We start from the raw sequence: 22,500 nt of genomic DNA, 5'->3' as shown, positions 1-22,500 counted from the left end.
GGGCGCGGCGGGAGCCGGGGAGCGGGGAGGGGAGCGCCCTTCGGGCGGGGGAGTGAGCGAGGGGCGGGGGGAGCGGGAGTCCCCGGGGCGGGGTGCGGCGGGGGCCGCCCGGGGGCCGCTCCTCTATACGCTCTGCGCCATGCAGCGGATCGTCGACACCCCCGCCGGGGACGCCCGGCTCCACTGGTTCCCGGCCGCCCGGCCGCGGGCCGTCCTGCTCCTCGGGCACGGGGCGGGCGGCGGCGTCGAGGCGCCCGACCTGCAGGCGCTCGCGGCCGCGCTGCCGGCCGACGGCGTCAGCGTGGTGCTCGCCGAGCAGCCCTGGCGGGTGGCGGGGCGCAGGCTGGCCCCGGCACCGGCCGTGCTGGACGCGGGGTGGCCCGCGCAGTTCGCCGCCGCCGCCGAGGCGGGGCTGCCGGTGTACGCGGGCGGCCGCAGCGCCGGGGCCCGGGTCGCCTGCCGCACCTCGGCCGGCCTCGGGGCGGCGGGCGTGCTCGCGCTGGCCTTCCCGCTGCACCCGCCGGGCCGGCCGGAGAGGACCCGGGCGGACGAGCTGCTCGGCACCGGCCTGCCCACGCTGGTCGTCCAGGGCGGTGCGGACGCCTTCGGCACCCCGGCGGAGTTCCCCGCCCCGCCGGCCGGCCACCGCCTGGTCGAGGTCCCGCACGCCGGGCACGGTTTCGCCGTCCCGAAGCGGGCCCCGCTCACCCAGGAGGCGGCCCTGGAGCTGGTCACGGGGGCGGTCGCCGACTGGCTCCGCCCCTGAGGCACCCGCCGGGAGCCGCCCCGCGGGGCCGGCTCCCGACCCGTCGCCCGCACGCCCGCATGCCCGCGCGTCTTCGCGCTTCCGCGCTTCCGCGCCGGCAAGGGCGCTGCGCCGGAAGTGAGTTGTGTCGCACGGCGGGGGCCCGGGAATGTCCGGGCGGCGGGCGGGGTTGCACGAGTCGTCAGAAGATGCCCCCGGTGGAAAGGCAGCGTCCATGGGTTCGATCGCGTGCCGCGAGCGGCCGGAAGAGCGGGCAGCGCAGTCTGCGCTCCTGCCGGACTGGTCGGAGTGGGTTGCCGCGGGCGAGAAGCCGGTCAGCCCGATATCCTCGCTTGCGGGTCGGCCCGAGGTGGGCCGTGTGCGGGTTTCCGAGGAGGTGGGTCCGGTCGTCGGGACCGATGACGCGGCCGTGTCGGGCGCTGCTGGCGCCGACCAGGGCCGCCCGGAGGGCGAGCAGCTCACCGGCGACGAACTGGCCGAGGCGATCGGCGAGGACACCTTCCGGGTGTCCGAGAACGAGACCGAGGAGGCCCGGCGCGAGCGCTTCGAGCGCGACGCGCTCGGCTACCTGGACCCGATGTACTCGGCGGCGCTGCGGATGACCCGCAACCCGGCCGACGCGGAGGACCTGCTCCAGGAGGCGTTCGCCAAGGCGTACGCGTCGTTCCACCAGTTCCGCGAGGGCACCAACCTCAAGGCGTGGCTGTACCGCATCCTCACCAACACGTTCATCAACTCGTACCGCAAGAAGCAGCGCGAACCCCAGCGCACCGCGGCCGAGGAGATCGAGGACTGGCAGCTGGCGCGCGCCGAGTCGCACATGTCGACCGGCCTGCGGTCGGCCGAGGCGCAGGCGCTCGACCACCTGCCGGACAGCGACGTGAAGGACGCGCTGCAGGCGATCCCGGAGGAGTTCCGGATCGCGGTCTACCTCGCGGACGTCGAGGGGTTTGCGTACAAGGAGATCGCGGACATCATGGGTACACCCATCGGTACGGTGATGTCCCGACTGCACCGTGGCCGCCGTCAGTTGCGCGGCATGCTGGAGGACTACGCCCGCGAGCGGGGGCTGGTCCCGGCCGGTACCGGTGCAGGGCAGGAAGCGAAGGGCGCGGGCTCATGAGCTGCGGCGATCCGCACGAGACCGAGTGCGGAGAGGTGCTCGACCACCTCTACGAATTCCTCGACAACGAGATGCCCGAGGGTGACTGCGTCAAGCTGCGGGTGCACTTCGACGAGTGCTCGCCGTGCTTCGAGAAGTACGGCCTGGAGCAGGCGATCAAGGCGCTGATCAAGCGCTCCTGCGGTTGTGACGACACCCCGACCGACCTGCGGGCGAAGGTGCTGGCCCGGATCGACTCGATCCGCACCCAGCGCTCCGGCGAGGTGGACACCTCGGTGATCGAGGTGTCCGCGGTGAGCGTCGAGGTGACGGTCGACGGAACGGCCGGGCACGGCTCGGCGGTCGCGACCGCGGAGTAGCGCTCACTCGATCGGGTGAGCTGTCGCTGCTCCGGCTGCGGCGATGCGCGATCGTGCGCCGCACCCGTCCGGGCGGGCCCTATTCTCTGACGAGTCCTCACGTCGGAGGGCCCGTACGGGCGGGGGAGGCCGAGATCGCAAGCACACGCGAGCAGCACCCCGCCCTGCCGGGGCGGGCCGCGGGCTACCTGGCCGTCGTCCTGGCGGCCGCGTGCGCGGTGCTGCTGCCGCTGGCCCTGTCCGGCCCCGCGCCGCAGTGGCCCAGGGTCGGCCTGCTCGCCCTGCTGCACCTGTGCCTGGAGTCGCTGGCGCAGGGCGCCCGCACCCCGTGCGCCCGGTTCTGGCGCTGGCTGCGCGGCCGCCCGGCCGAGGAGACCCCCGCCGACCCGCGCGGCAGCGGCTTCTTCCCGGTGCTGTTCGCCGGCGTGCTGATGCTGCCGCCCGCCGCCGCCGCCCTGGTCGCCCTGCCCGGCGCGCTGCTCGGCCCCGCCGCGCCGCCGCGCGGGCTGCGCCGGGTGTGGAACGCCGCCCAACTGGCCCTGGCCGCGGCCGCCGCCGCCGAGGTGTTCCGGCTGCTCGGCGGGTCCCGGCTGCTGCTCGGCACCCGCTTCCCCGGGGCCGCGCTCGGCGCGCTGGCCGCGATCCTGACGTTCTGCCTGGTCAACGGCGCCCTGGTGGCCGGCATGGTCCGGCTGACCTGCGCCGGGGCCGGCCCGGGCGCGCTGCGCGGCCTGCGCCGGGCCGCGCCCGCCGCGCTGCTGCACGGCGCGGGCGGCCTGATGATCGCCGTGCTGTGGCAGGGCCCGTACGGGGCGTTCGCCGCGGTGCTCGGCCTGCTGCCGCTGACCATCACCGCCTGGCTGTCCGCGCAGGGCCACCGCGAGCGGGCCGCGCACCGGGCCACCGTGCAGGCGCTGGTGCAGGCCGTGGAGATCAAGGACGCCTACACCCGCGGCCACAGCGAACGGGTCGGCCGGGCCTCGGTGCTGATCGCCCGCCAGCTCGGACTGGCCGAGGACCGGGTCCGCACCCTGCACTTCGCCGGGACGCTGCACGACGTCGGCAAGCTCGCCGTGGCCACCGAACTGCTGCGCCGCAACGGGCCGCTCACCGACGCCGAGCGGCGCGCCGTGGAGGTGCACCCGGTGTTCGGGCACGAGCTGGTCCGGCAGTTGGACTTCCTCGGCGAGGGCCGGGACGGCATCCTGCACCACCACGAGCGGATGGACGGCCGCGGCTACCCGTACGGGCTGGCGGGGGAGCGGATCCCCGAGTTCGCCCGGATCATCTCGGTCGCCGACGCCTTCGACTCGATGACCTCCACCCGCTCCTACCGGCGCGGCCGCCCCGTCCCGGAGGCGGTCGCCGAACTGGAGCGGTGCGCGGGCAGCCAGTTCGACCCGGTGATGGTCACCGCCCTGGTCGAGGCCGTCGCCGAGCACGGCTGGCAGCCCGAACCGCCGCCGCCCGGCGGCTGGGACGGCGAGGTGCCCGACATCCCGCTCGGCGTGCCCGAACCGGCCCGGCTGCCCCAGCAGTCCGGCACCGGCCTGCCGACCGGGGGAGCGGCGTGAACACCCGCCGCCGCCCGGTCCCGGCCGACCTGCTGCTCGCCGCCGCCGTCGCGCTCGGCACCGCCGCCGTCCTGCACGCGCTGACCGACGGCGTCGCCCAGGGCGGCGTGGCGCTGGCCTTCGCCGGGCTGGTCGCGCTCGGCCAGTGCGCCGGGCCCGCGCTGCCCGGCGACCGCGAACCCGCGCCCGTCGCCACCGCCGTCGCCCTCGCCTACGCGCTGCTCGGACCGCTGCACGGCCTGCCCACCACCCACGGGGTGCTGCAGGTCGCCGCCGTCACCGCGGTCGGCACGCTGGCCGGACTGGCCGTCCAGCTCGCCGGGCAGCACCTGCTGGCCGCGCTCCGGCACCGCCCGCGGACCCCGCTCTCCGGCCTCGATGCCGCCGCCCGCCGCCTGGTCACCGTCGCGTTCGCCGCGCTGCTGTTCCAGCCGCTGTACAACTCCGGCGTCACCGACCGGATGCCCGGGCCCGCGTACGGGGCGCTGCTGGCGGGCGTGGCCGCGCTGGCCGCGCTCGGCGACGCGGTGCTGGCCGCCGCCCAGCAGGGCGTCCGGACCGGGCTGCGGTACGCCGCCGCGCTGGACGACCAGCTGCACGCGCTGCTCGGCATCGGCTCCGCGCAGGTCGCCACCGGGCTGCTGCTGAGCCTGCTCGCCGGGGAGGCCGGGCTGTGGGCGCTGCCGGTGTTCTGCCTGCCGCTGCTGCTCGCCCAGGCCTCGTTCCGGCGGGCCGTCGCGGTGCGGGCCACCACCGGGCAGACCATCGAGACGCTGGCCCGGGCCACCGAGATCGCCGGGTACACCACCCCCGGGCACGCCCGCCGGGTCGCCGACACGGCGTGCGCGCTGGGGCGCGAGCTCGGGCTCGGCAGCCGCGAACTGACGCTGCTGGAGTACGCCGCGCTGATGCACGACATCGGGCAGCTGTCGCTGGTCGAACCCGTCCCGGGCGGGGCCACGGCGCTGCTGCCCGACGCCGAGCAGCAGCGGATCGCCCGGCTCGGCAGCGAGGTGATCCAGCGCACCGGGGTGCCCCGGCAGGTGTGGCAGCAGGTCGCCCGGCTGGCCGACCCGTGCCGCCTCGCCGACGGCCGGCACGACCCCACGCTGCCGCTGGCCTCCCGGATCATCCGGGTCGCCAACGCCCACGACGACCTGCGCACCGCCGCCGCCGACCGCCCCCGGGCGGGCCTGCTCGACCCGCTGGAGCACCTGCGGCTGGACGCCGGGCACGGCTACGACCCGGTGGTGCTGGACGCGCTGGCCCGGCTGGGCCGCCGCGGCCACCGCGCGGCCCGCGGTCCGGACGGGCGCTGCCGCCCGGCGGCCTGAATGGCCGCGCGGGGCGCGCGGCCGGGGGCGGGCGTGGTTGGATGCGGTCGTGGCGGGAAGACCCGGAGGCGGGGCGACCCGGTGACGACCGACGGCAAGGGACCAACGTGAGGATCTTCCACCGCGCACGGCATCGTCCGTCGGCGACCTGGCGGCAGACCACCGACCGTGCGTTCACCCTGATCGGCGACGGCCGCTACGAGGACGCCGGGGCGCTGCTGGTGATGGCCGCGGACCTGGAGCCGTGGCTGTCGGACTCCTGGTTCAACCTGGCCCTGCTGCACAAGTTCCGCCGCGACTGGGAGCAGGCCCGCTCGGCCGGCCTGCGCGCCGTCGCGCTGCTCGACCGCCAGCACGGCGCCCCGGACTGGTGGAACCTGGGCATCACCGCCACCGCCCTGCAGGACTGGCCGCTGGCCCGCCGCGCCTGGCAGGCGTACGGGCTGCGGCTGCCCGGCGGGCCCGCGCTGGACGGGCCGATCGAGCTCGACCTGGGCACCACCCCGGTGCGGCTGTCCCCGGACGGCGAGTCCGAGGTGGTGTGGGGGCGGCGGCTCGACCCGGCCCGGATCGAGGTGCTGTCCATCCCGCTGCCGTCCTCCGGCCGCCGCTGGGGCGAGGTGGTGCTGCACGACGGCGCCCCGCACGGCGAGCGGGTCGCCGACGGCGTCGCCTACCCGGTCTTCGACGAGATCGAGCTGTGGGCGCCCTCGCCCGTGCCGACCTGGGTGGTGCTGCTGCAGGCCGCCACCGCCGCCGACCGGGACGCGCTGGAGAAGACGGTGGCCGACGCCGGGTACGCGGCCGAGGACTGGACGTCCTCGGTGCGGCTGCTGTGCCGCACCTGCTCGGAGTCCCGGATGGCCATCGACGACGGCCACACCGCCCACCACGACCCGCACGACGACGGCGACCCGCTGCACCCCGGCCACCTCAGCCACCTCAGCCAGGGCTCGGCCGGCGGCCCCTGGCAGGTCGAGCGCGAGTGCGGGATCGCCGCGCCCGCCGGCCTGGTCCGGGCGCTGCTGGAGCGCTGGGTCGCGGCCTCCCCGGCCACCCGCGCCTACCGGGACCTCGAAGAGGTCTGCTGACCCGCGGCCGCCCCCGGCCGGACCGCGCCCCGTACCCTGGACCGGTACACCAGGCGGAAGCGGACGAAAGCGGAACCGAGCGATGGCCGAGCAGCACGACCACGAGCACGAGCACGGACACGACCACGCGCACGAGGACACCGAGCCCCAGCGGGTGGTCGGCGAGGAGCCGGACCTCTCCAAGGGCACCGCGCGTCCGATCACCGTGGTCGGCAACCCGGTGCTGCACCGCGAGGTGAAGACCGTCACCGCCTTCGACGGCGAGCTGTCCGCGCTGATCGACGACATGTTCCAGTCGATGTACGCGGCCGAGGGCGTCGGCCTGGCCGCCAACCAGATCGGCGTCGACCTGAAGGTCTTCGTCTACGACTGCCCCGACGACGAGGGCGTCCGGCACGTCGGCCACGTGGTCAACCCGGTGCTGGAGGAGCTGCCGGCCGGCCGCCGGGTGCTGGACGACGGCCAGGAGGGCTGCCTGTCGGTGCCCACCGCCTACCAGGAGCTGGCCCGCCCCGACTTCGCCGCCGTCACCGGCCAGGACAAGGACGGCAACCCCGTCCGGGTCGAGGGCACCGGCTTCTTCGCCCGCTGCCTCCAGCACGAGACCGACCACCTGTACGGCTACCTGTACATCGACCGGCTCTCCAAGCGCGACCGCAAGGACGCGCTGCGGCAGATGGCCGACGGCACCCCCAAGTACGCCACCGTCCCGAACGACTGACGGTACGGCGGGCAGGCACGCGGAAGGGCCGCACCCCGGGCGGGGTGCGGCCCTCCGTGTCGCGGTGCGGCCTAGAAGTCGTCGTCGAAGGAGACCGAGCCCTCGACGGCGATCTGGTAGGCGGAGACCCGGCGCTCGAAGAAGTTCGTCAGCTCCTGGACGTTCTGCAGCTCCATGAAGCCGAACGGGTTGGTCGAGCCGTACCGGACCGGCAGGCCGAGGCGGGCCAGGCGCTGGTCGGCGACCGCCTGCAGGTACTCGCGCATCGACTCGGTGTTCATGCCGGGCAGGCCCTCGCCGCACAGGTCGCGGGCGAACTGGAGCTCGGCCTCGACGGCCTCCTCCAGCATCTCGGTGACCTGCCGGGCCATCTTGTCGTCGAAGAGGTCGGGCTCCTCCGCGCGGACGGTGTCGACCACCGAGAACGCGAAGTCCATGTGCATCGACTCGTCGCGGAACACCCAGTTGGTGCCGGTGGCCAGGCCGTGCAGCAGGCCGCGGCTGCGGAACCAGTACACGTAGGCGAAGGCGCCGTAGAAGAACAGGCCCTCGACGCAGGCCGCGAAGCAGATCAGGTTGAGCAGGAAGGCCCGGCGGTCCTCCTTGCTCTGCAGCGACTCGATGTGGTCGACCGCGTTCATGTACTTGAAGCAGAACTGGGCCTTCTGCGCGATGGAGGGGATGTTCTCCACCGCCGCGAAGGCGGCGTTGCGGTCCTCCGGGTCGGGCAGGTAGGTGTCCAGCAGCGTCAGGTAGAACTGGACGTGCACGGCCTCCTCGAACAGCTGCCGCGACAGGTAGAGGCGGGCCTCGGGGGAGTTGATGTGCTTGTAGAGGCTCAGCACCACGTTGTTGGCGACGATCGAGTCACCGGTGGCGAAGAACGCGACCAGCCGGCCGATCATGTGCCGCTCGCCCTCGGAGAGCTTGGCGAGGTCGGCGACGTCGGAGTGCAGGTCCACCTCCTCCACGGTCCAGGTGTTCTTGATCGCGTCCCGGTACCGGTCGTAGAACGACGGGTAGCGCATCGGACGGAGCGTCAGCTCGAAGCCCGGGTCGAGCAGCATCTTCTTCTGGTCTTCGGTGCTCATTACTGGCACGCCTCGCAGGACTCGGGGTTCTCCAGCGAGCAGGCGATGGCGTCCTGCTCGGCCTGGGAGAGGGCGGGGGACTGCACCGGGACGGGGGCGGCGGTGCGGGCGGCTCCGGGTGCGGCCTGGGCGATCCGGGTCGCCGGGCGGGAGCGCAGGTAGTAGGTGGTCTTCAGACCGACCTTCCAGGCGTAGGAGTACATCGAGGAGAGCTTGCCGATGGTCGGCGCCGCCATGAACAGGTTCAGCGACTGGCTCTGGTCGATGTACGGCTGCCGGGCGGCGGCCAGGTCGATCAGCGCGCGCTGCGGCAGCTCCCACGCCGTGCGGTACAGCGAACGGACCTCCTGCGGCAGCCAGTTGAACTCCTGGATGGAGCCGTTGGCGTCGCGCAGCGCGTCCCGGGTCTGCTGGTCCCAGACGCCGAGCTCCTTGAGCTCGCGCACCAGGTACGGGTTGACCTGGAGGAACTCGCCGGAGAGGGTCTCGCGCTTGAACAGGTTGGAGACCTGCGGCTCGATGCACTCGTAGACGCCCGCGATGGACGCGATGGTCGCGGTCGGGGCGATCGCGAGCAGCAGCGAGTTGCGCAGGCCGACCTCGGCGATCCGGGCCCGCAGCGCCTCCCAGCGCGCGGCCCAGTGCGGGTTCGCCGCACCGAAGTGGTCCACGTGCAGCTGGCCGCGGGCCGCCCGGGTCTCGCCGTACGCCTCGTGCCGGCCGAACTGCTCGGCCAGGTCGGCGGAGCGCTCGTACGCGGTGAGCATGATGCGCTCGGCGATCAGGGTGGAGAGGGCGACCGCCTCGGCGGAGTCGAAGTCGATCCGCAGCTGGAAGAAGACGTCCTGCAGGCCCATCACGCCCAGGCCGACCGGGCGCCAGCGGGAGTTGGACGTCCCGGCCTCGGTGGTCGGGTAGAAGTTGATGTCGATCACGCGGTCGAGGAAGGTCACCGCGGTGCGGACGGTGGCGTCCAGGCGGTCCCAGTCCATCGCGCTCAGCAGGTCGGCGGCGGTGGCACCGGGGGCGACGTGCGCGCCCAGGTTGACCGAGCCGAGGTTGCAGACCGCGGTCTCCGAGTCGTCGGTGACCTCCAGGATCTCGGTGCACAGGTTCGAGGAGTGCACCGTGCGGCCCGGCAGCGCGGTCTGGTTGGCGGCCCGGTTGGAGGCGTCCTTGAAGGTCATCCAGCCGTTGCCGGTCTGCGCCAGGGTGCGCATCATCCGGGCGTACAGGGTCTGCGCGGGGATGGTGCGCACGGCCTTGCCCGCCAGCTCGGCCTTGACGTACGCCTCGTCGAACTCGGCGCCCCACAGGTCCACCAGCTCCGGCACGTCCGCCGGGGAGAACAGCGACCAGTCGGCGTTGGCGTTGACCCGGCGCATGAACTCGTCCGGGATCCAGTGCGCCAGGTTCAGGTTGTGGGTCCGGCGGGCCTCCTCGCCGGTGTTGTCGCGGAGCTCCAGGAACTCCTCGATGTCGGCGTGCCAGGTCTCCAGGTACACGCAGGCCGCGCCCTTGCGCCGGCCGCCCTGGTTGACCGCCGCCACGGAGGAGTCCAGGGTGCGCAGGAACGGCACGATGCCGTTCGACTTGCCGTTGGTGCCGCGGATCAGCGAGCCGCGCGAGCGGATCCGCGAGTAGGACAGGCCGATGCCGCCGGCGTGCTTGGACAGCCGGGCGATCTGGGCGTACCGGTTGTAGATCGAGTCCAGGTTGTCCAGCGGCGAGTCCAGCAGGTAGCAGGAGGACATCTGCGGGTGCCGGGTGCCGGAGTTGAACAGCGTCGGCGAGCTGGTCAGGTACTCCAGCCGGCTCATCAGGGTGTACAGCTCGGCGACCTCGCGCACCGACTCCTCGGAGGTGCCGACCGCCAGGCCCGCCGCCACGCGGAGCAGGAAGTGCTGCGGGGTCTCGACCACCTTGCGGGTGATCGGGTGGCGCAGCAGGTAGCGGGACTGCACGGTGCGCAGGCCGAAGTACTCGAAGCGGTCGTCGCCCGACTCGTCGATCAGCGAGTCGAACAGGTCGGCGTGCTGCGCCACGAACGCGGCCGTGGCGTCGCCGATCAGGCCCTCGGCGTGGCCCACGGCCACCGAGGAGGAGAACGAGGTGACGTGCTGGGTGGCGGCCTCGTCGCGGATCTCCAGCGCCAGCAGGCGGGCGGCCAGCTTCGAGTACTGCGGGTCCTCGGCGATCATCGACGCGGCGGCCTCCACGGCCAGCCCGCGGAGCTCGGCGAAGTCCGAACCGGCGTGGCGGCCGCGCAGCGCGGCGGCGGCGACGTGGCCGGGGTCCACCTGGGGGAGGTCGGTGCTGCGGTCGGTGAGCAGCCGGAGCAACGCCGCACCGGGGTCGGTGAAGGCGTCGGCGGATCCCTGGGACGGCAGGGTGACTGAGGCGGCGACGGTCAAGGCGCACTCTCTCCTGTGGCGGCGGCGGACGTGCTCTCGGGTGTCCGGCACCGCACGCGGCCAGGGGAGGGCAGCACGAAGGAACGCGAACGCGTTCCGGCGCGCCGAAGACCACCCCCGGTCCGCCCGCGAGACCGGACGGCAAAGCTGTGCTGCATGGCGTCTGCGGGGATGCCGTGTCGCACGCCGTCGGCAGGTCCTCGGACTGCGCGGGCGTCGCTGCAGCCCGCTCACCGTTGCGGGGCAGTCCCGGACTTCCACCGGATTCCCCTGCGTCGACAGCGAGAGTGAGCATACATGTAGTGGCGACTGGAGCTGGAAGCACCAGATGTAGTAGCGCGTGTCGCGTCGGCGGCGCCGCGCGTAGACAACGAAAACGGGGCGGACGGCTCCTGAGGGACCGTCGGCCCCGCGCCCGGTGCCGTCTGCGGCGGCCCGGCCGAAGCGGACGGCCGAGGGGGAGAACGGGGAACGGGCCGCGGATGTTTCCGATCGGCCGGAGAAAAACCGGGAAGCCCGGCGCGTCGCCCGCGGGCGTCCGCCGGGCCGCCGGCCCCGGGCCTCAGAACCGCATCGTGTAGACCATCAGGTCCACGTCGGGGGCGGCCGACCAGTCCCGCTCGGGGGCGCGGACGAAGCCCAGCGCCTCGTAGATCCGGTGCGCGGCGGTCATCGTCGGACGGGTGGAGAAGGCCATCCCGGCCAGTCCCAGTTCCCGGCTGCGGTCCATCGCCGCCACCACCAGCGCCCGGCCGACGCCCCGGCCGCGGGCCGCCGCGCCGACCGCGAGCATCCGGATCTCGCCCTCGCCCGGCCCGGCGACGTCCGCCCACGGGGTGCCGCCGGGCGCGAAGGTCACGCAGCCGAGGACCGCCCCGGCGCCGTCGACGGCGACCAGCAGCTCGGCCTCCCGGTTGCGGCGGGCGGTGTCGCGCAGGAGGTCGGCGTACGGAGAGTCCGGACGGGTGTGGCCGTCCCCGACGAAGGCTTCGACGCTGACCTCTCCGGCTCCGGCGAGGTCGGGGAGGAGGGCACGGCGGACGGTCGGGGAGCGCATCCGGCCAGTGTGCCGGACGGCCGGCGGCGCGGGTCGGCCAGGTCCGGGTCGAACGGGTAGCCGGTCGGGCGGTGCGCGTTGTCGCGGCCGTGGCGGCCGTGCCGGTCCAGGTCGCGGCCGACCAGGACGCCGAGGAGTCCGAAAGTGCCGAGGAGGCCCAGCAGGGCGAGCGCGGTGGTCATGCCTCCACTGTCCGCGCACCGGCGGCCGCCCACGAGTGGCAGGAACGCACCATTGCCACGAAATCCTGCCACTGCCATCCTGGCGGGATGCGAAAGCTGGAGAACGTCGCCGTGGTGGTGCTGGAAGAGGTCCACCCCTTCGAACTGGGCGTGGCCTGCGAGGTGTTCGGCCTGGACCGGGCCGAATCCGGCCTGCCGGTCTACGACTTCGCGCTGGTCGGCGACCGCCCCGGGCCGATGCGCACCCACGCCGGGTTCACCATCGACGTCCCGCACGGCCCCGAACGGATCGCCGCGGCCGACCTGGTCATCACCACCGCCACCGGCATCCGCGAGCAGTACCCCGCGGAGGTCGTCGAGGCGCTGCGGGCCGCCCACGACCGCGGCGCCCACCTGCTGTCGATCTGCTCCGGCAGCTTCCTGCTCGGCGCGGCCGGCCTGCTCGACGGCCGCCGCTGCACCACCCACTGGCGGTACGCCGACCTGATGGCCGAGCGCTTCCCGCTGACCACCGTCGAACCCGACGTGCTGTACGTCGACGACCACCCCGTGATCACCTCGGCCGGCACCGCCGCGGGCATCGACGCCTGCCTGCACCTGGTCCGCAAGGTGCAGGGCGCCGAGGTGGCCCGGGCGATCGCCCGCCGGATGGTGGTCGCCCCGCACCGCGACGGCGGCCAGGCCCAGTTCATCAGCCGCCCGCTGCCCGAGGCCGACGGCGAGTCGCTGGCCCCGGTGCTGGAGTGGATGCGCCGCCACCTCGACCGGGACACCGGCGTCGACCAGCTCGCCCGGCTCGCCCACATGTCGCCGCGCACCTTCGCCCGCCGCTTCCGGCAGGAGACCGGCACCACCCCGCACCGCTGGCTGACCGGCCAGCGGGTGCTGCTCGCCCAGCGCCTGCTGGAGTCCACCGGGGAGAGCGTGGACGCGGTCGCCGCCCGCTGCGGCTTCGGCAACGCCGCCGCGCTGCGGCACCACTTCGGCCTCCGGCTCGGCACCACCCCGCAGGCGTACCGGCGGGCCTTCGGCGGCCCGCGACGGCCCGCCGGGCCCGAGACCGGGGACCGTGAGCCGGACGGCCGCGAGCCGGAACTCCGGGCGGCGGGGGCGGGGGCGGCGGGGCGCTGAGCGGCGGGGGCGGGGCGGGTCAGGCCGACAGGTGGCCGGTCTGGTTCCAGCCGGCCGGCCGCAGCCGTCCCTCGCGGGCCCGCCAGACGCTGGCCGAGCAGTTCGCCACCGGGTCCAGCGCCAGCAGCTCCTCCTCGGGCAGCCGGTCCAGCACGTGCCGCAGCATCAGCACCGTGCAGTCGTGCGCCACCACCAGCACCGGCCGGCCCGCCTCCTCCTCGTACAGGTCGCGCAGCAGGTCGCGCACCCGCAGCGCCACGTCCAGCCAGGACTCGCCGCCGGGCGGCCGGTAGTACAGCTCGCCCATCCGCCGCCGCCGCTCGGCCTCCGCCGGGTGGTCGCGCTCGATGGCCGCCTTGGTGAGCATCTCCAGCACGCCCAGCTCCCGGTCGCGCAGCCGCTCGTCGTAGCGCACCGCCAGCCCCACCGGGACGGCGCCCAGCCCGGACGCCTGGGCCAGCGCGATCCGGGCGGTCTCCGCGGTGCGCACGTACGGGGAGCACCACACCGAGCGGGGCCGGTCGGCGGGCGGTCGCTCGGCCCACCAGCGGCCCAGGTCGCGGGCCTGGTCCTGGCCGTGCAGGGAGAGCGGGATGTCGGCGTCCCGGCAGGTGATCGGGACGGCGAGCGCCCCGCTGGCGTCCGCGTGCCGGAACTCCACGTTGGCGGTCGACTCGCCGTGCCGGGTGGCGACCAGCACCGAGGGCAGCCGCCGCGTCCGGTCCGGCTGGTCGGCCTCGGGGCGGTGTCCGTTGCGTACCGTGCTGAGGTCGGTCATGGCGGTGGCTCCCCGTGTCGGTGGTGCTTGCGGTGTGCCGTCGCTCCCGGTCCTCCGGCGCGGGGCCGGCGGTGACGGACGGTCGCGCCGTCACCCCAGTGTCGATCGGGGGGACGGCGCGACCACAGGGCGCACGACGAGGAAGCGCGCGCCCCTGGTGCGTCAGTGCGCCGCCGCGGGCTGCGGGGCGCGCTCCACGGCCTCGTCACCGGCCTCCGCGCGGTAGTCGGCCGGGGCGGTCTCGTCGGCCCCCTCGGGGGCCCTCACGGCCCGCAGGACCAGCGTCAGGACCACCGCCACCGCCAGGTTCAGCACGAACGCGGTCAGCCCGATGTAGCCGCTCTCGCCGAGGCCGGGCACCTCCGCGCTGTTCCCGCCGAAGTGCCCGGTCGCCGGGGAGGCGATCCCCCAGGCCGTCCACGTCCCGTAGCCCATGCCGGCCGCCCAGCCGGCCAGCAGCGCCCAGCGGTGGAACCAGCGGGTGAACAGGCCGGCCACCAGCGCCACCGCGGTCTGCAGGATCCACAGGCCGCCCAGCAGCTGGAAGTTGATCGCGGCCTGCTTGTCCATCACCAGCACGAACACCAGCGCGCCGATCTTCACCAGCAGTGAGGCGAGCTTCGCCACCTTGGTCTCCTGGGCCGGGGTCGCGTCCGGCTTCAGGAACTCCTTGTAGACGTTGCGGGTGAACAGGTTGGCCGCCGCGATCGACATGATCGCCGCCGGGACCAGCGCCCCGATGCCGATCGCCGCGAACGCCACCCCGGTGAACCAGGACGGGAACATGTCGGCGAACAGCTGCGGCACCGCCAGCTGGCTGTTGAAGCCCGGCACCCCCGCCCCCACCCCCGCCGCGATCGCCAGGAACCCCAGCAGCGCCAGCAGGCCCAGCACCAGCGAGTACGCGGGCAGGATCGCCATGTTGCGGCGCACCGTGGTGCGCGACCTCGACGCCAGCACGCCGGTCACCGTGTGCGGGTACATGAACAGCGCCAGTGCCGAGCCGAACGCCAGCGTCGCGTACGTCCACTGCCCCGAGGTCCCCAGCAGCAGCGAGCCGCTCGGCCCGCCGGTCGGCCCCGGCACCGCGAACTTCCGCGCCGCCGCCGCGAACACGCTCCCGTAGCCGCCCAGCCGCACCGGGACGTAGACCACCGCCACCAGGATCACCACGTACACCAGCGCGTCCTTGACGAACGCGATCAGCGCCGGGGCCCGCAGCCCCGCCGAGTAGGTGTACGCGGCCAGCACGCCGAAGGCGACGAACAGCGGCAGGTCCCGGAGGAACCAGTTGCCGCCGCCGCCGACCCCGAGGGTGTCCAGCACGGCCTGGATGCCGACCAGTTGCAGCGCGATGTACGGCATGGTGGCCAGGATGCCGGTGAGCGCCACCACCACCGACAGGCCGCGCGAGTCGTAGCGGCCGCGGACGAAGTCGGCCGGGGTGACGTAGCCGTGCACCCGGGAGACCGACCACAGCCGGGGCAGGAACACGAACACCAACGGGTAGGCGATGATCGTGTACGGGACCGCGAAGAAGCCCGCCGCACCGACCGCGTAGACCGCGGCCGGCACCGCGATGAAGGTGTACGCGGTGTACAGGTCGCCGCCGAGCAGGAACCAGGTCACCCAGGTGCCGAAGTTCCGCCCGCCCAGGCCCCACTCGTGCAGGTGCTGGGCGTCGTCGGCCCGCCGCCAGCGGGAGGCCAGGAAGCCCATCACCGTCACGGCGGCGAAGAACAGCAGGAAGACCGTCATCGCGGTCCAGTCGACGTGCTTCACGCCCGTCCCCCGTCCTTCGGCTCCGCCTGCGCGGGCAGGACGGCGGCCGCCCGGCGGGCCGCCTCGTCCCGCCGCACCAGCAGGTACGCGGTGCCGGTGAACAGCGCCGACACCGGCACCCACAGCAGTTGGTACCAGTAGAAGAACGGCATCCCGCCGAGCCCGGGGGAGAGCCGGTTGTAGGACGGCACCCAGAGCATCACCAGCACCGGCACCAGCAGGCACGCCCCGGCCAGCACCCGGGCGGGGGAGACGGCGGGGGGCGCGCCGGCGGCGGGCGCGGAGGGGGGCGAGGACGGCACGGGCGGCTCCGGAGGGCGGCGAGGAGCCGACCCGGCGGCACCACGACGATCGTCACCGTGCGTCCGGTGGGCGGCACCCTCGGTGATCGGAAGGTCCCTCGCGAGGTTAGGGCAGCGGAGCGACCGCTGTCACAACGCCGTCAACCCGATCGCGGGCACCACCCGGACGCGCCGCTACGCGGGCCGGTTCAGCCTGGTGATGCCGCGTTGTCCCGGCCCCCGAAGGGCTAGGCGGGCCGGTTCAGCCTGGTGATGCCGCGTTGTCCCGGCCCCCGAAGGGCTAGGCGGGCCGGTTCAGCCTGGTGATGAACTTGTAGCGGTCGCCGCGGTAGATCGAGCGCACCCATTCGACCGGGGCGCCGTCCGCGTCGAAGGAGTGCCGGGAGAGCTGCAGCATCGGCAGGCCCAGGTCGGAGCCGAGCAGGCCGGCCTCGCGCGGGTTGGCGAGGGTGGTCTCGATGGTCTCCTCGGCCTCCGCGACCGTCACCCCGTAGACCTCGCGCAGCGCGGTGTACAGCGAGTTGTGCTTGGCCAGGTTGCGCCGCAGCGCGGGGAAGCGCTTGGCCGACAGGTGCGCCACCTCGATCGCCATCGGGTCGCCGTTGGCCAGGCGCAGGCGCTCGATCCGCAGCACCCGGCCGCCGGGCTTGATGTCCAGCAGCGGGGCGAGCCGCTCGTCGGCCGAGATGTAGGCGACCTCGACCAGCCGGGAGGTCGGCTCCAGGCCCTGGGCCCGCATGTCCTCGGTGTACGAGGTGAGCTGGAGGGCCTGGGCGACCTTCGGCTTGGCCACGAAGGTGCCCTTGCCCTGGATGCGCTCCAGCCGGCCCTCGACGACCAGCTCCTGCAGGGCCTGCCGGACGGTGGTGCGCGAGGTGTCGAACTGGGCGGCCAGCGCGCGCTCCGGCGGGACCGGCGCACCGGCCGGCTGGGTCTCGGTCAGCTGCAGCAGGTGCCGCTTGAGGCCGTAGTACTTGGGGACCCGGGCCGTGGCGGTGGCAGGGCCGGTCTGGATCGGCACGGTGGAGCCCTCGGCGAGCGCCGCCGTGTCCCTGTCGCCACTCATGGCAGCTCTCACTCCTCGTTGGAGGCGGTCCCTTAACGGACCCCTAAGTCCTATGTAACAGCACATGTTTGCACGCACGGGAGAACAAGCGTGAGCCCCCCGGCCGCATTCGGCACCACCCGGAGCCCCCGGCCGCTCCCGTGACCGCTCCCGCGGCCGGGCCCGCGACCGGGCCCGCCGGGTACGCGACGGGCCCGGAACGGGGCGCCAGGCGCCCGTCCCGGGCCCGTCCCGAGTGTCTCAGCCGGCCTGGGCGGCCGGTACCGCGAGCCCCGCCAGGGCCTCCGCCGCGGCGATCCCGCCGACCCGCGAGCCGCCGTAGGTGGCCAGCGTGGTCACCCCGCGCGGGGCGAACAGCTCGGCCGTCCCGTGCGCGGTGCCGATCTCCACCACCACCGCGTCCGGCCGGTGCTCGACCAGGGCCAGCGCGGCCCGGCGCATCCAGCCGTGCCGGTGCACGTCGCGCACCACCAGCACCAGCGGGCGGCCGACCGACGCACCCAGCAGCGGGGCGGTGTCGACCTCGGCGTCCTCGGCGGCCACCGTGACCTGCAGCAGGCCGGAGCCCTCGGTCACGGTCGCGGGCGGGGAGACCCGGCTGGAGGTGGTGCCGGGCACCAGCTCGGACAGCGGGCCGGCCACGCCCCACGGGGTCTCGTCGCCGGCCGCGATGTTCGCGCCGGGGGAGAACTCCACCACGTGCGGGACGCCGGCCAGCGGGCGCAGCTCGCCGGTGACCCGCAGCGCGCGGCGGGCGGCGACCAGGCCGACGCCCACCTCGGCCTGCCGGCCGACCAGCGAGGCCCGGACGCCGGCCGACCAGCGGGCGACGGTCCGGTTGCGCTCGGCGGCCTCGTGCAGGCGCTCGGCCGACAGCCGGCCCTCGCGGACCGCCCAGACCAGCGCGTCGCGCAGGTAGACGAAGGCGTCCTCGTCCTGCAGGCCGCCGCCGACGCAGATGGTGTCGGCGCCAGCCGCGATGGCCCGCACCGAGCCGGCCGCGACGCCGTGGGTACCGGAGATGGCGCCCATCTCGATGCCGTCGGTGACGATCAGCCCGTCGAAGCCGAGCTCCTCGCGGAGCAGACCGGTCAGGATGCGCTGCGACATGGTCGCGGGCAGCTGGGCGTCGTAGGCGTCGAACAGGATGTGCGCGGTCATGATGCTCTTCACGCCGGCCGCGATGGCGGCCCGGAAGGGCAGCAGGTGCTCGGCGAACTGGTCCAGCGCCAGGTCGATCCGGGGCAGCCCGAGGTGCGAGTCGCCGGCCGTGTCGCCGTGGCCGGGGAAGTGCTTGGCGCAGGCCGCCACGCCGGCGGACTGCAGGCCGCGGACGTACGCGGCGGTGTGCCGGGCGGCGAGGTCGCCGTCGCCGCCGAAGGACCGGACGCCGATCACCGGGTTGTCCGGGTTGGAGTTGACGTCCGCGTCGGGCGCGTAGTCGAGGTTCACGCCGACGCTGGCCAGGTCGAACCCGATGGAGCGGGCCACCCGCTCGGTGAGGTCGGTGTCGTCGACCTCGCCGAGCGCCCGGTTGCCCGGGTAGGAGGAGCCGCTGGTCACTTCGAGGCGGGTGACGTCGCCGCCCTCCTCGTCGGTGGCGACCAGCAGGTCCCCGTTGAGCGCGTACAGCTCCGAGGTCAGGGCGGCGACCTGCTGCGGGGTGCGGATGTTGCGGCCGAACAGGGCGACGCCGCCGAGTTCGCCGTCGCCCAGTCTGCGGCGCAGCCACTCGGGCGCGGTCAGACCGGCGAAGCCGGGCTGCAGGACCGCTCCGGCGTCGCGGAGGAGATCGGCGCTTTCCGTACCGGGCATCGCCTTGGTTCCTTCCCTGGAGGTGGGGGGTGTAACGGGTGCGGTGGTGGTGGGGAAGGGGCTCAGCCCTTGACCGCACCGGCGGTGAGACCCGCCGACACCTTCTTCTGGAAGACCACGAACAGGATGATCACGGGCAGCGAGACCAGCAGGCCGCCGGCCATCTGCGAGCCGTAGTCAGCCGCGCGGGTCGGCGAGGACGAGTAGGCGGTCAGCCAGATCATCGAGGTCTTGGTGTGGCCGCTGTTCAGCAGCACGCTGGCGACGATGAACTCGTTCCACGCCTGGATCCAGCTGTAGACCGCGGTGGTGACCAGGCCGGGCAGGGTCAGCGGCAGGATGACGCGGAAGAACGCGCCCCACTGGGTGCAGCCGTCGACCATCGCGGCCTCGTCCAGCTCCGGCGGGATGTTCACGATGAACGAGCGCAGCGTCCAGATCACGTACGGGACGGTGAAGACCAGGTAGGCGAGGATGACGCCGAACAGGTTGCCGGTCATGTTGGCGTTGTTCATCACCACGAACAGCGGGATGAGGATCGCCATCAGCGGCACCATCTGGACGACCAGCATGGTGACGATGAAGAAGCTGCGGCCGCGGAAGTTGAACCGGGCCACGGCGACGGCGGCCAGGAAGCCGACCGCGACACCGAGCACCACGGCGCCCACGGTCAGGAACAGCGTGCTGCGCAGGGCCGGCAGGAACTCGACGTCGTCGAAGATCGTCCGGTAGCTGTCCAGCGAGAAGGTGGACGGCCAGAACGTCGGGTCCTGGGCGATCAGGTCCTTGTTGGTCTTGAAGGTGGTGATGATCATCCAGTAGATCGGGAAGGCCATGATCAGCGCGGAGAACAGCGCGATGGCGTTCCAGACCCAGGTCATCACGCCGCTGCGCCCGACCTCGGTCTCCTTGGACTTCTTCACCTTCTTGACCGGCGGCAGCACCTGCCGGGTCTCCGGAGCGGGGGAAAGGACGTCGCTCATCGCTCGTTGGCTCCGATCTTGAGCATCTGGCGGATGTAGTACACGAGCACCGCCAGCATCATGAGGATCATCACGATGGAGATCACCGAGGCGTTGCTGTACTGCGAGGAGCCGACTCCGTGCATGTACAGGTAGGTGCCGATGGTCTGGTAGCCGCTCTCGGGGGAGGAGTTGCGCAGGGCGTAGATCTGCGCGAACACCTGGAAGTCCCAGATGAAGCTCAGCGCGGTGCTGATCATCAGGAAGGGCCGGATGACCGGGATGGTCACGTGGCGGAAGGCCTGGAGGCTGTTGGCGCCGTCCAGGCGGGCGGCCTCCATCAGCTCCTTGGGCACCTGGGTGAGTGCGGCGTACAGGCCCAGCACCAGGAAGGGCAGCGCGCCCCAGATGACGACGGCCGCACCGACCACGTACAGGCCGACGGTCGAGTCGGAGAACCAGTCGTAGTGCTTCCAGGTCTCGTCGCCGGTGAGCAGGTAGGCGACGTAGTCGACGATGCCGCTGTTGGAGGAGAACATCCAGCGGAAGACCTGGCCGTTGACCAGCGCCGGGATCGCCCAGACGAACATCATCACGGTGAAGAAGAAGACCCGGACCCAGGCGGAGACCCGGTTGAGCAGCAGGGCGAACAGCATGCCCAGCACCATGGAGAGGATGACCAGCTCCGCGGTGAAGTAGATCGAGCGCAGGACCACGTCCCAGAACTCGCTGTCGCCCAGGACCTTGGTGTACCCGTCGAAGCCGATGTACTTGGCCCGCTCCGGGTGCGCCAGGTAGGCGAACTTGTTGACGTTCTGGAACGACAGGTCGATCAGTTTGTAGATCGGGTACACCAGGACGCCCGCGAGCACGACGACCGCGGGCAGCAGGAGGGTGTAGGGAATGTACTGGCCGCCCGCGAAGACACCGCGCCGCTGCGGCTTCTTCACCGGGGCGGGCCCCTGGCTTTCGGACCGTGTCACGGTCTCGTTGGTGGTCACGCTCATCAGGGTCCTTCCCGGGCCCGCGGATCTGATCGGTCCTGGCGCACGGGTAGGCAGTCCGCGTGCTCGCGGACTGCCCACCCCCTAACCTGCGCTCAGTGCGTGGTCCGCCCGGGGAGTTCCAGACCCTCCGGGCCGACCTTGCGGTTCAGTCGGCCATCAGCCGTTCAGGGTGCCGACGACCTTGTCCTCGACCTTCTTCAGCTCGGCCGCGGCGTCGCCGCCGGCCGCGATCGCGCTGAGCGCGTTCTTCAGCTCGGTCTCGTTGGAGCCGGACCACATCGGGGAGTTCGGGATGAACCAGGTCTTGCCCTGCGCGGCGTTACCGGCGGCCTCGTTCGACGGGTCGGCGGCCTTGAAGGCGTCGACCAGGTTCTTGGCGTTCGGGATCGCGTGCTTGGCGAGCGCGGTCTGCTGCGCGGTGTTGGTGAAGATCTGCAGGAAGGTCGCGCCCAGCTCCGCGTTCTTCGCCTTCTCCGGGACGGCCAGGTCCGAGCCGCCGAGGAACGCCGGGGTCGGGTCGCCGGCCGCCGCGCCCGGGAGGGCGATGGTGGCGAGCTTGTCCTTGAGGTCCGGGTTGCCGTTCTTCGGGTCGATGACCGAGCCGACCTCCCAGCCGTTGCCGATGATGGCGGCGATGTTGCCCTGCGCCATGCGGGCGTCCTGGTCGGTCTCGTCGACGGTGGTGCCGCCGACCGAGTACGCCTTCTGCAGCTCGTTCCAGGTGCTGATGCCCTCGACGAACTTCGGGTCGGTCAGGGTGCTGGACCACTTGCCGCCGGAGCTCTTGGCGATGACGTTCTCGACGCCGTAGGAGCCGGCGCCGAAGGAGACCGCGGTGTACCAGTTCTTACCCGGCAGGTACAGGGCGGAGAAGTTCGCGGTGCCCGCGTTGTCGGCCTTGACCTTGTCCAGGGCGGCCTTCAGCTCGGTCAGGGTGGTGGGGGGCGTGGTGACGCCGGCCTTCTCGAACAGGTCCTTGCGGTAGATCATGACGCGGGCGCCGGCGTAGTACGGGACGGCGTAGGTCTTGGTCTGGTCGGCCGACTTGCCGGAGGCGGCCAGCGAGTCCAGCCACTTGTCCGAGTTGTCGAACTTGCCCTTGACCGAGGTGAGGTCGACGAAGGACTCGGCGTCGATGTACTTGGCGGCCTGGGTGTTGCCGATCTCGATCGCGTCGGGCGCGTTGTCCGAGAGGAGGGCGGTGTCCACCTTGGTGGTGTAGTTCGCCCAGGTCTGCCACTGGATGTCGACGTCGGCGCCGGTCTCGGACTTGAACTGGGCCTTGGCGGCCTCGACGACCTCGGGCCACTGCTTCTGGGCGTCGTCCATCAGCCAGACGGTGATCTTCTTGCCCTTGCCGTCCTTGCTCAGGATCTCGCCGGACTTGGAGTTGTCGGACGAAGAAGACGAAGAGCAGGCCGAGGCGACGAGCACGGTGGCGATAGCGGCCACGGCTGCGATCTTGCGGTTCAAACCATCCTCCAGAGGGATGAGCAAGGTAGGGCACCGGGCTGCTGGGCCGACTGGCCTGGAGCTGCGTTGTGCCGTAGGGGGAACGTCACCAGGTGACACGGATACGAACTGCCGGGGCCGGCGGGCCGATCCGTGAGGTGGAGTAGACCATTGGTTTAGACCAACGCCTGGAGGTTGGCATGGACCAATGACGAGCGTCAAGGGTTCAAAGAGTGGTTGCACAAGCCGTTATCAACGCTTGACTCGGCCGTGTTGGACTGGACCAACGCGGGGAGGAAACGGGACCTAACGGGACACCGGGGCCGCTGGACCACTGGCCCGGCACCGCCGCTGCGGCATATTTGTGAGGCCATGTCAACCCTGCGCCGCGCGCCGGTCCGGCCGCGAGGGTCGTCCTCCGGTGCGCCCCGGCGCCGCCCGGAGCCGGGGCGCCGCACCCGTTCCGCCGCTCCGCGCGGGCGCCACGGGCGCG

The 22,500-nt window shown here is 73.1% G+C and carries 19 protein-coding genes and 1 riboswitch; of the genes, 8 read left to right on the top strand and 11 right to left on the bottom strand.

Going from position 1 to position 22,500, the window contains the following annotated elements:
* The first annotated feature begins 139 nt into the window (after positions 1-139).
* From ACWEO5_RS09890 to def, 7 genes are all read left to right on the top strand, one after another.
* On the top strand, positions 140-766 hold the full coding sequence (locus ACWEO5_RS09890; protein ID WP_452161836.1) for an alpha/beta hydrolase family protein: 627 nt from the start codon (positions 140-142) through the stop codon (positions 764-766).
* Between the two features lie 409 nt (positions 767-1,175).
* Positions 1,176-1,889, top strand: a complete 714-nt coding sequence (locus ACWEO5_RS09885) for a sigma-70 family RNA polymerase sigma factor (protein WP_344552567.1) — start codon at positions 1,176-1,178, stop codon at positions 1,887-1,889.
* Positions 1,886-2,248, top strand: coding sequence for a mycothiol system anti-sigma-R factor (rsrA, locus tag ACWEO5_RS09880; protein WP_452161834.1), 363 nt, complete (start codon positions 1,886-1,888; stop codon positions 2,246-2,248). Before ACWEO5_RS09885 ends, rsrA begins: the two co-directional genes overlap by 4 nt.
* A gap of 218 nt (positions 2,249-2,466) precedes the next feature.
* Positions 2,467-3,822 carry an HD-GYP domain-containing protein gene (locus tag ACWEO5_RS09875; RefSeq protein WP_452161832.1) on the top strand — a complete coding sequence of 452 codons (1,356 nt, stop codon included), beginning with the start codon at positions 2,467-2,469 and terminating at the stop codon, positions 3,820-3,822.
* Positions 3,819-5,156, top strand: a complete 1,338-nt coding sequence (locus ACWEO5_RS09870; protein WP_452161830.1) for an HD-GYP domain-containing protein — start codon at positions 3,819-3,821, stop codon at positions 5,154-5,156. The genes ACWEO5_RS09875 and ACWEO5_RS09870 overlap by 4 nt, the downstream gene beginning before the upstream one ends.
* A gap of 107 nt (positions 5,157-5,263) precedes the next feature.
* Positions 5,264-6,247, top strand: a complete 984-nt coding sequence (locus ACWEO5_RS09865) for a tetratricopeptide repeat protein (protein ID WP_344552571.1) — start codon at positions 5,264-5,266, stop codon at positions 6,245-6,247.
* 82 nt (positions 6,248-6,329) lie between these two features.
* Entirely contained in the window at positions 6,330-6,968 is a 639-nt protein-coding gene (gene def / locus ACWEO5_RS09860) for a peptide deformylase (protein ID WP_344552572.1), read from the top strand.
* 71 nt (positions 6,969-7,039) lie between these two features.
* Here def and ACWEO5_RS09855 read toward each other — a convergent pair whose 3' ends face one another.
* The 3 genes from ACWEO5_RS09855 to ACWEO5_RS09845 form a co-directional block, all read right to left on the bottom strand.
* Positions 7,040-8,059: a ribonucleotide-diphosphate reductase subunit beta gene (locus ACWEO5_RS09855; protein ID WP_344552573.1), complete on the bottom strand. Its 1,020-nt coding sequence runs from the start codon at positions 8,057-8,059 to the stop codon at positions 7,040-7,042.
* On the bottom strand, positions 8,059-10,473 hold the full coding sequence (locus tag ACWEO5_RS09850) for a ribonucleoside-diphosphate reductase subunit alpha (RefSeq protein ID WP_452161827.1): 2,415 nt from the start codon (positions 10,471-10,473) through the stop codon (positions 8,059-8,061). Before ACWEO5_RS09850 ends, ACWEO5_RS09855 begins: the two co-directional genes overlap by 1 nt.
* A 174-nt stretch (positions 10,474-10,647) precedes the next feature.
* Positions 10,648-10,774, bottom strand: a riboswitch (cobalamin riboswitch).
* A gap of 261 nt (positions 10,775-11,035) precedes the next feature.
* A complete protein-coding gene (locus ACWEO5_RS09845) occupies positions 11,036-11,530 on the bottom strand; it encodes a GNAT family N-acetyltransferase (protein WP_452161825.1) in 495 nt (164 codons plus the stop codon).
* Positions 11,531-11,799: 269 nt separating this feature from the next.
* Here ACWEO5_RS09845 and ACWEO5_RS09840 point away from each other — a divergent pair, with 269 nt between their 5' ends.
* Positions 11,800-12,843, top strand: coding sequence for a GlxA family transcriptional regulator (locus ACWEO5_RS09840; protein ID WP_452161928.1), 1,044 nt, complete (start codon positions 11,800-11,802; stop codon positions 12,841-12,843).
* A gap of 19 nt (positions 12,844-12,862) precedes the next feature.
* On the opposite strand, the gene ACWEO5_RS09835 is transcribed toward ACWEO5_RS09840, so the two are convergent.
* From ACWEO5_RS09835 to ACWEO5_RS09800, 8 genes are all read right to left on the bottom strand, one after another.
* On the bottom strand, positions 12,863-13,621 hold the full coding sequence (locus tag ACWEO5_RS09835) for a histidine phosphatase family protein (RefSeq protein ID WP_452161823.1): 759 nt from the start codon (positions 13,619-13,621) through the stop codon (positions 12,863-12,865).
* 162 nt (positions 13,622-13,783) lie between these two features.
* Positions 13,784-15,379 (bottom strand): monocarboxylate uptake permease MctP, encoded by a 1,596-nt coding sequence (gene mctP, locus ACWEO5_RS09830; RefSeq protein ID WP_452161926.1) that lies wholly within the window; start codon positions 15,377-15,379, stop codon positions 13,784-13,786.
* Positions 15,380-15,399: 20 nt separating this feature from the next.
* Positions 15,400-15,705: a DUF3311 domain-containing protein gene (locus ACWEO5_RS09825; protein ID WP_452161821.1), complete on the bottom strand. Its 306-nt coding sequence runs from the start codon at positions 15,703-15,705 to the stop codon at positions 15,400-15,402.
* A gap of 280 nt (positions 15,706-15,985) precedes the next feature.
* Positions 15,986-16,771, bottom strand: a complete 786-nt coding sequence (locus ACWEO5_RS09820; RefSeq protein ID WP_452161819.1) for a GntR family transcriptional regulator — start codon at positions 16,769-16,771, stop codon at positions 15,986-15,988.
* A gap of 240 nt (positions 16,772-17,011) precedes the next feature.
* The gene (locus ACWEO5_RS09815) at positions 17,012-18,586 is read right to left on the bottom strand and encodes a glycoside hydrolase family 3 protein (protein ID WP_452161817.1); all 1,575 of its coding nucleotides are present in this window, start codon (positions 18,584-18,586) and stop codon (positions 17,012-17,014) included.
* A 62-nt stretch (positions 18,587-18,648) separates the two neighbouring features.
* On the bottom strand, positions 18,649-19,569 hold the full coding sequence (locus ACWEO5_RS09810; protein WP_452161815.1) for a carbohydrate ABC transporter permease: 921 nt from the start codon (positions 19,567-19,569) through the stop codon (positions 18,649-18,651).
* Positions 19,566-20,531 carry a carbohydrate ABC transporter permease gene (locus ACWEO5_RS09805; RefSeq protein ID WP_452161813.1) on the bottom strand — a complete coding sequence of 322 codons (966 nt, stop codon included), beginning with the start codon at positions 20,529-20,531 and terminating at the stop codon, positions 19,566-19,568. Before ACWEO5_RS09805 ends, ACWEO5_RS09810 begins: the two co-directional genes overlap by 4 nt.
* A gap of 180 nt (positions 20,532-20,711) precedes the next feature.
* Positions 20,712-22,007, bottom strand: a complete 1,296-nt coding sequence (locus ACWEO5_RS09800; RefSeq protein WP_452161811.1) for an extracellular solute-binding protein — start codon at positions 22,005-22,007, stop codon at positions 20,712-20,714.
* Positions 22,008-22,500: the final 493 nt, after the last annotated feature.

It is taken from the genome of Kitasatospora sp. NPDC004272, assembly GCF_053603035.1.
Note: the sequence above shows the minus strand (reverse complement) of the source record. Positions and strands in the feature narration are given on the sequence as shown.

Excerpts from the sequence above, each read along its gene's own strand:
- ACWEO5_RS09890 (WP_452161836.1), top strand. The coding sequence starts at position 140 with ATGCAGCGGATCGTCGACACCCCCGCCGGGGACGCCCGGCTCCACTGG.
- rsrA (WP_452161834.1), top strand. The coding sequence starts at position 1,886 with ATGAGCTGCGGCGATCCGCACGAGACCGAGTGCGGAGAGGTGCTCGAC.
- def (WP_344552572.1), top strand. The coding sequence starts at position 6,330 with ATGGCCGAGCAGCACGACCACGAGCACGAGCACGGACACGACCACGCG.
- ACWEO5_RS09855 (WP_344552573.1), bottom strand. The coding sequence starts at position 8,059 with ATGAGCACCGAAGACCAGAAGAAGATGCTGCTCGACCCGGGCTTCGAG.
- ACWEO5_RS09845 (WP_452161825.1), bottom strand. The coding sequence starts at position 11,530 with ATGCGCTCCCCGACCGTCCGCCGTGCCCTCCTCCCCGACCTCGCCGGA.
- ACWEO5_RS09840 (WP_452161928.1), top strand. The coding sequence starts at position 11,800 with ATGCGAAAGCTGGAGAACGTCGCCGTGGTGGTGCTGGAAGAGGTCCAC.
- ACWEO5_RS09835 (WP_452161823.1), bottom strand. The coding sequence starts at position 13,621 with ATGACCGACCTCAGCACGGTACGCAACGGACACCGCCCCGAGGCCGAC.
- mctP (WP_452161926.1), bottom strand. The coding sequence starts at position 15,379 with ATGACGGTCTTCCTGCTGTTCTTCGCCGCCGTGACGGTGATGGGCTTC.
- ACWEO5_RS09820 (WP_452161819.1), bottom strand. The coding sequence starts at position 16,771 with ATGAGTGGCGACAGGGACACGGCGGCGCTCGCCGAGGGCTCCACCGTG.
- ACWEO5_RS09815 (WP_452161817.1), bottom strand. The coding sequence starts at position 18,586 with ATGCCCGGTACGGAAAGCGCCGATCTCCTCCGCGACGCCGGAGCGGTC.
- ACWEO5_RS09810 (WP_452161815.1), bottom strand. The coding sequence starts at position 19,569 with ATGAGCGACGTCCTTTCCCCCGCTCCGGAGACCCGGCAGGTGCTGCCG.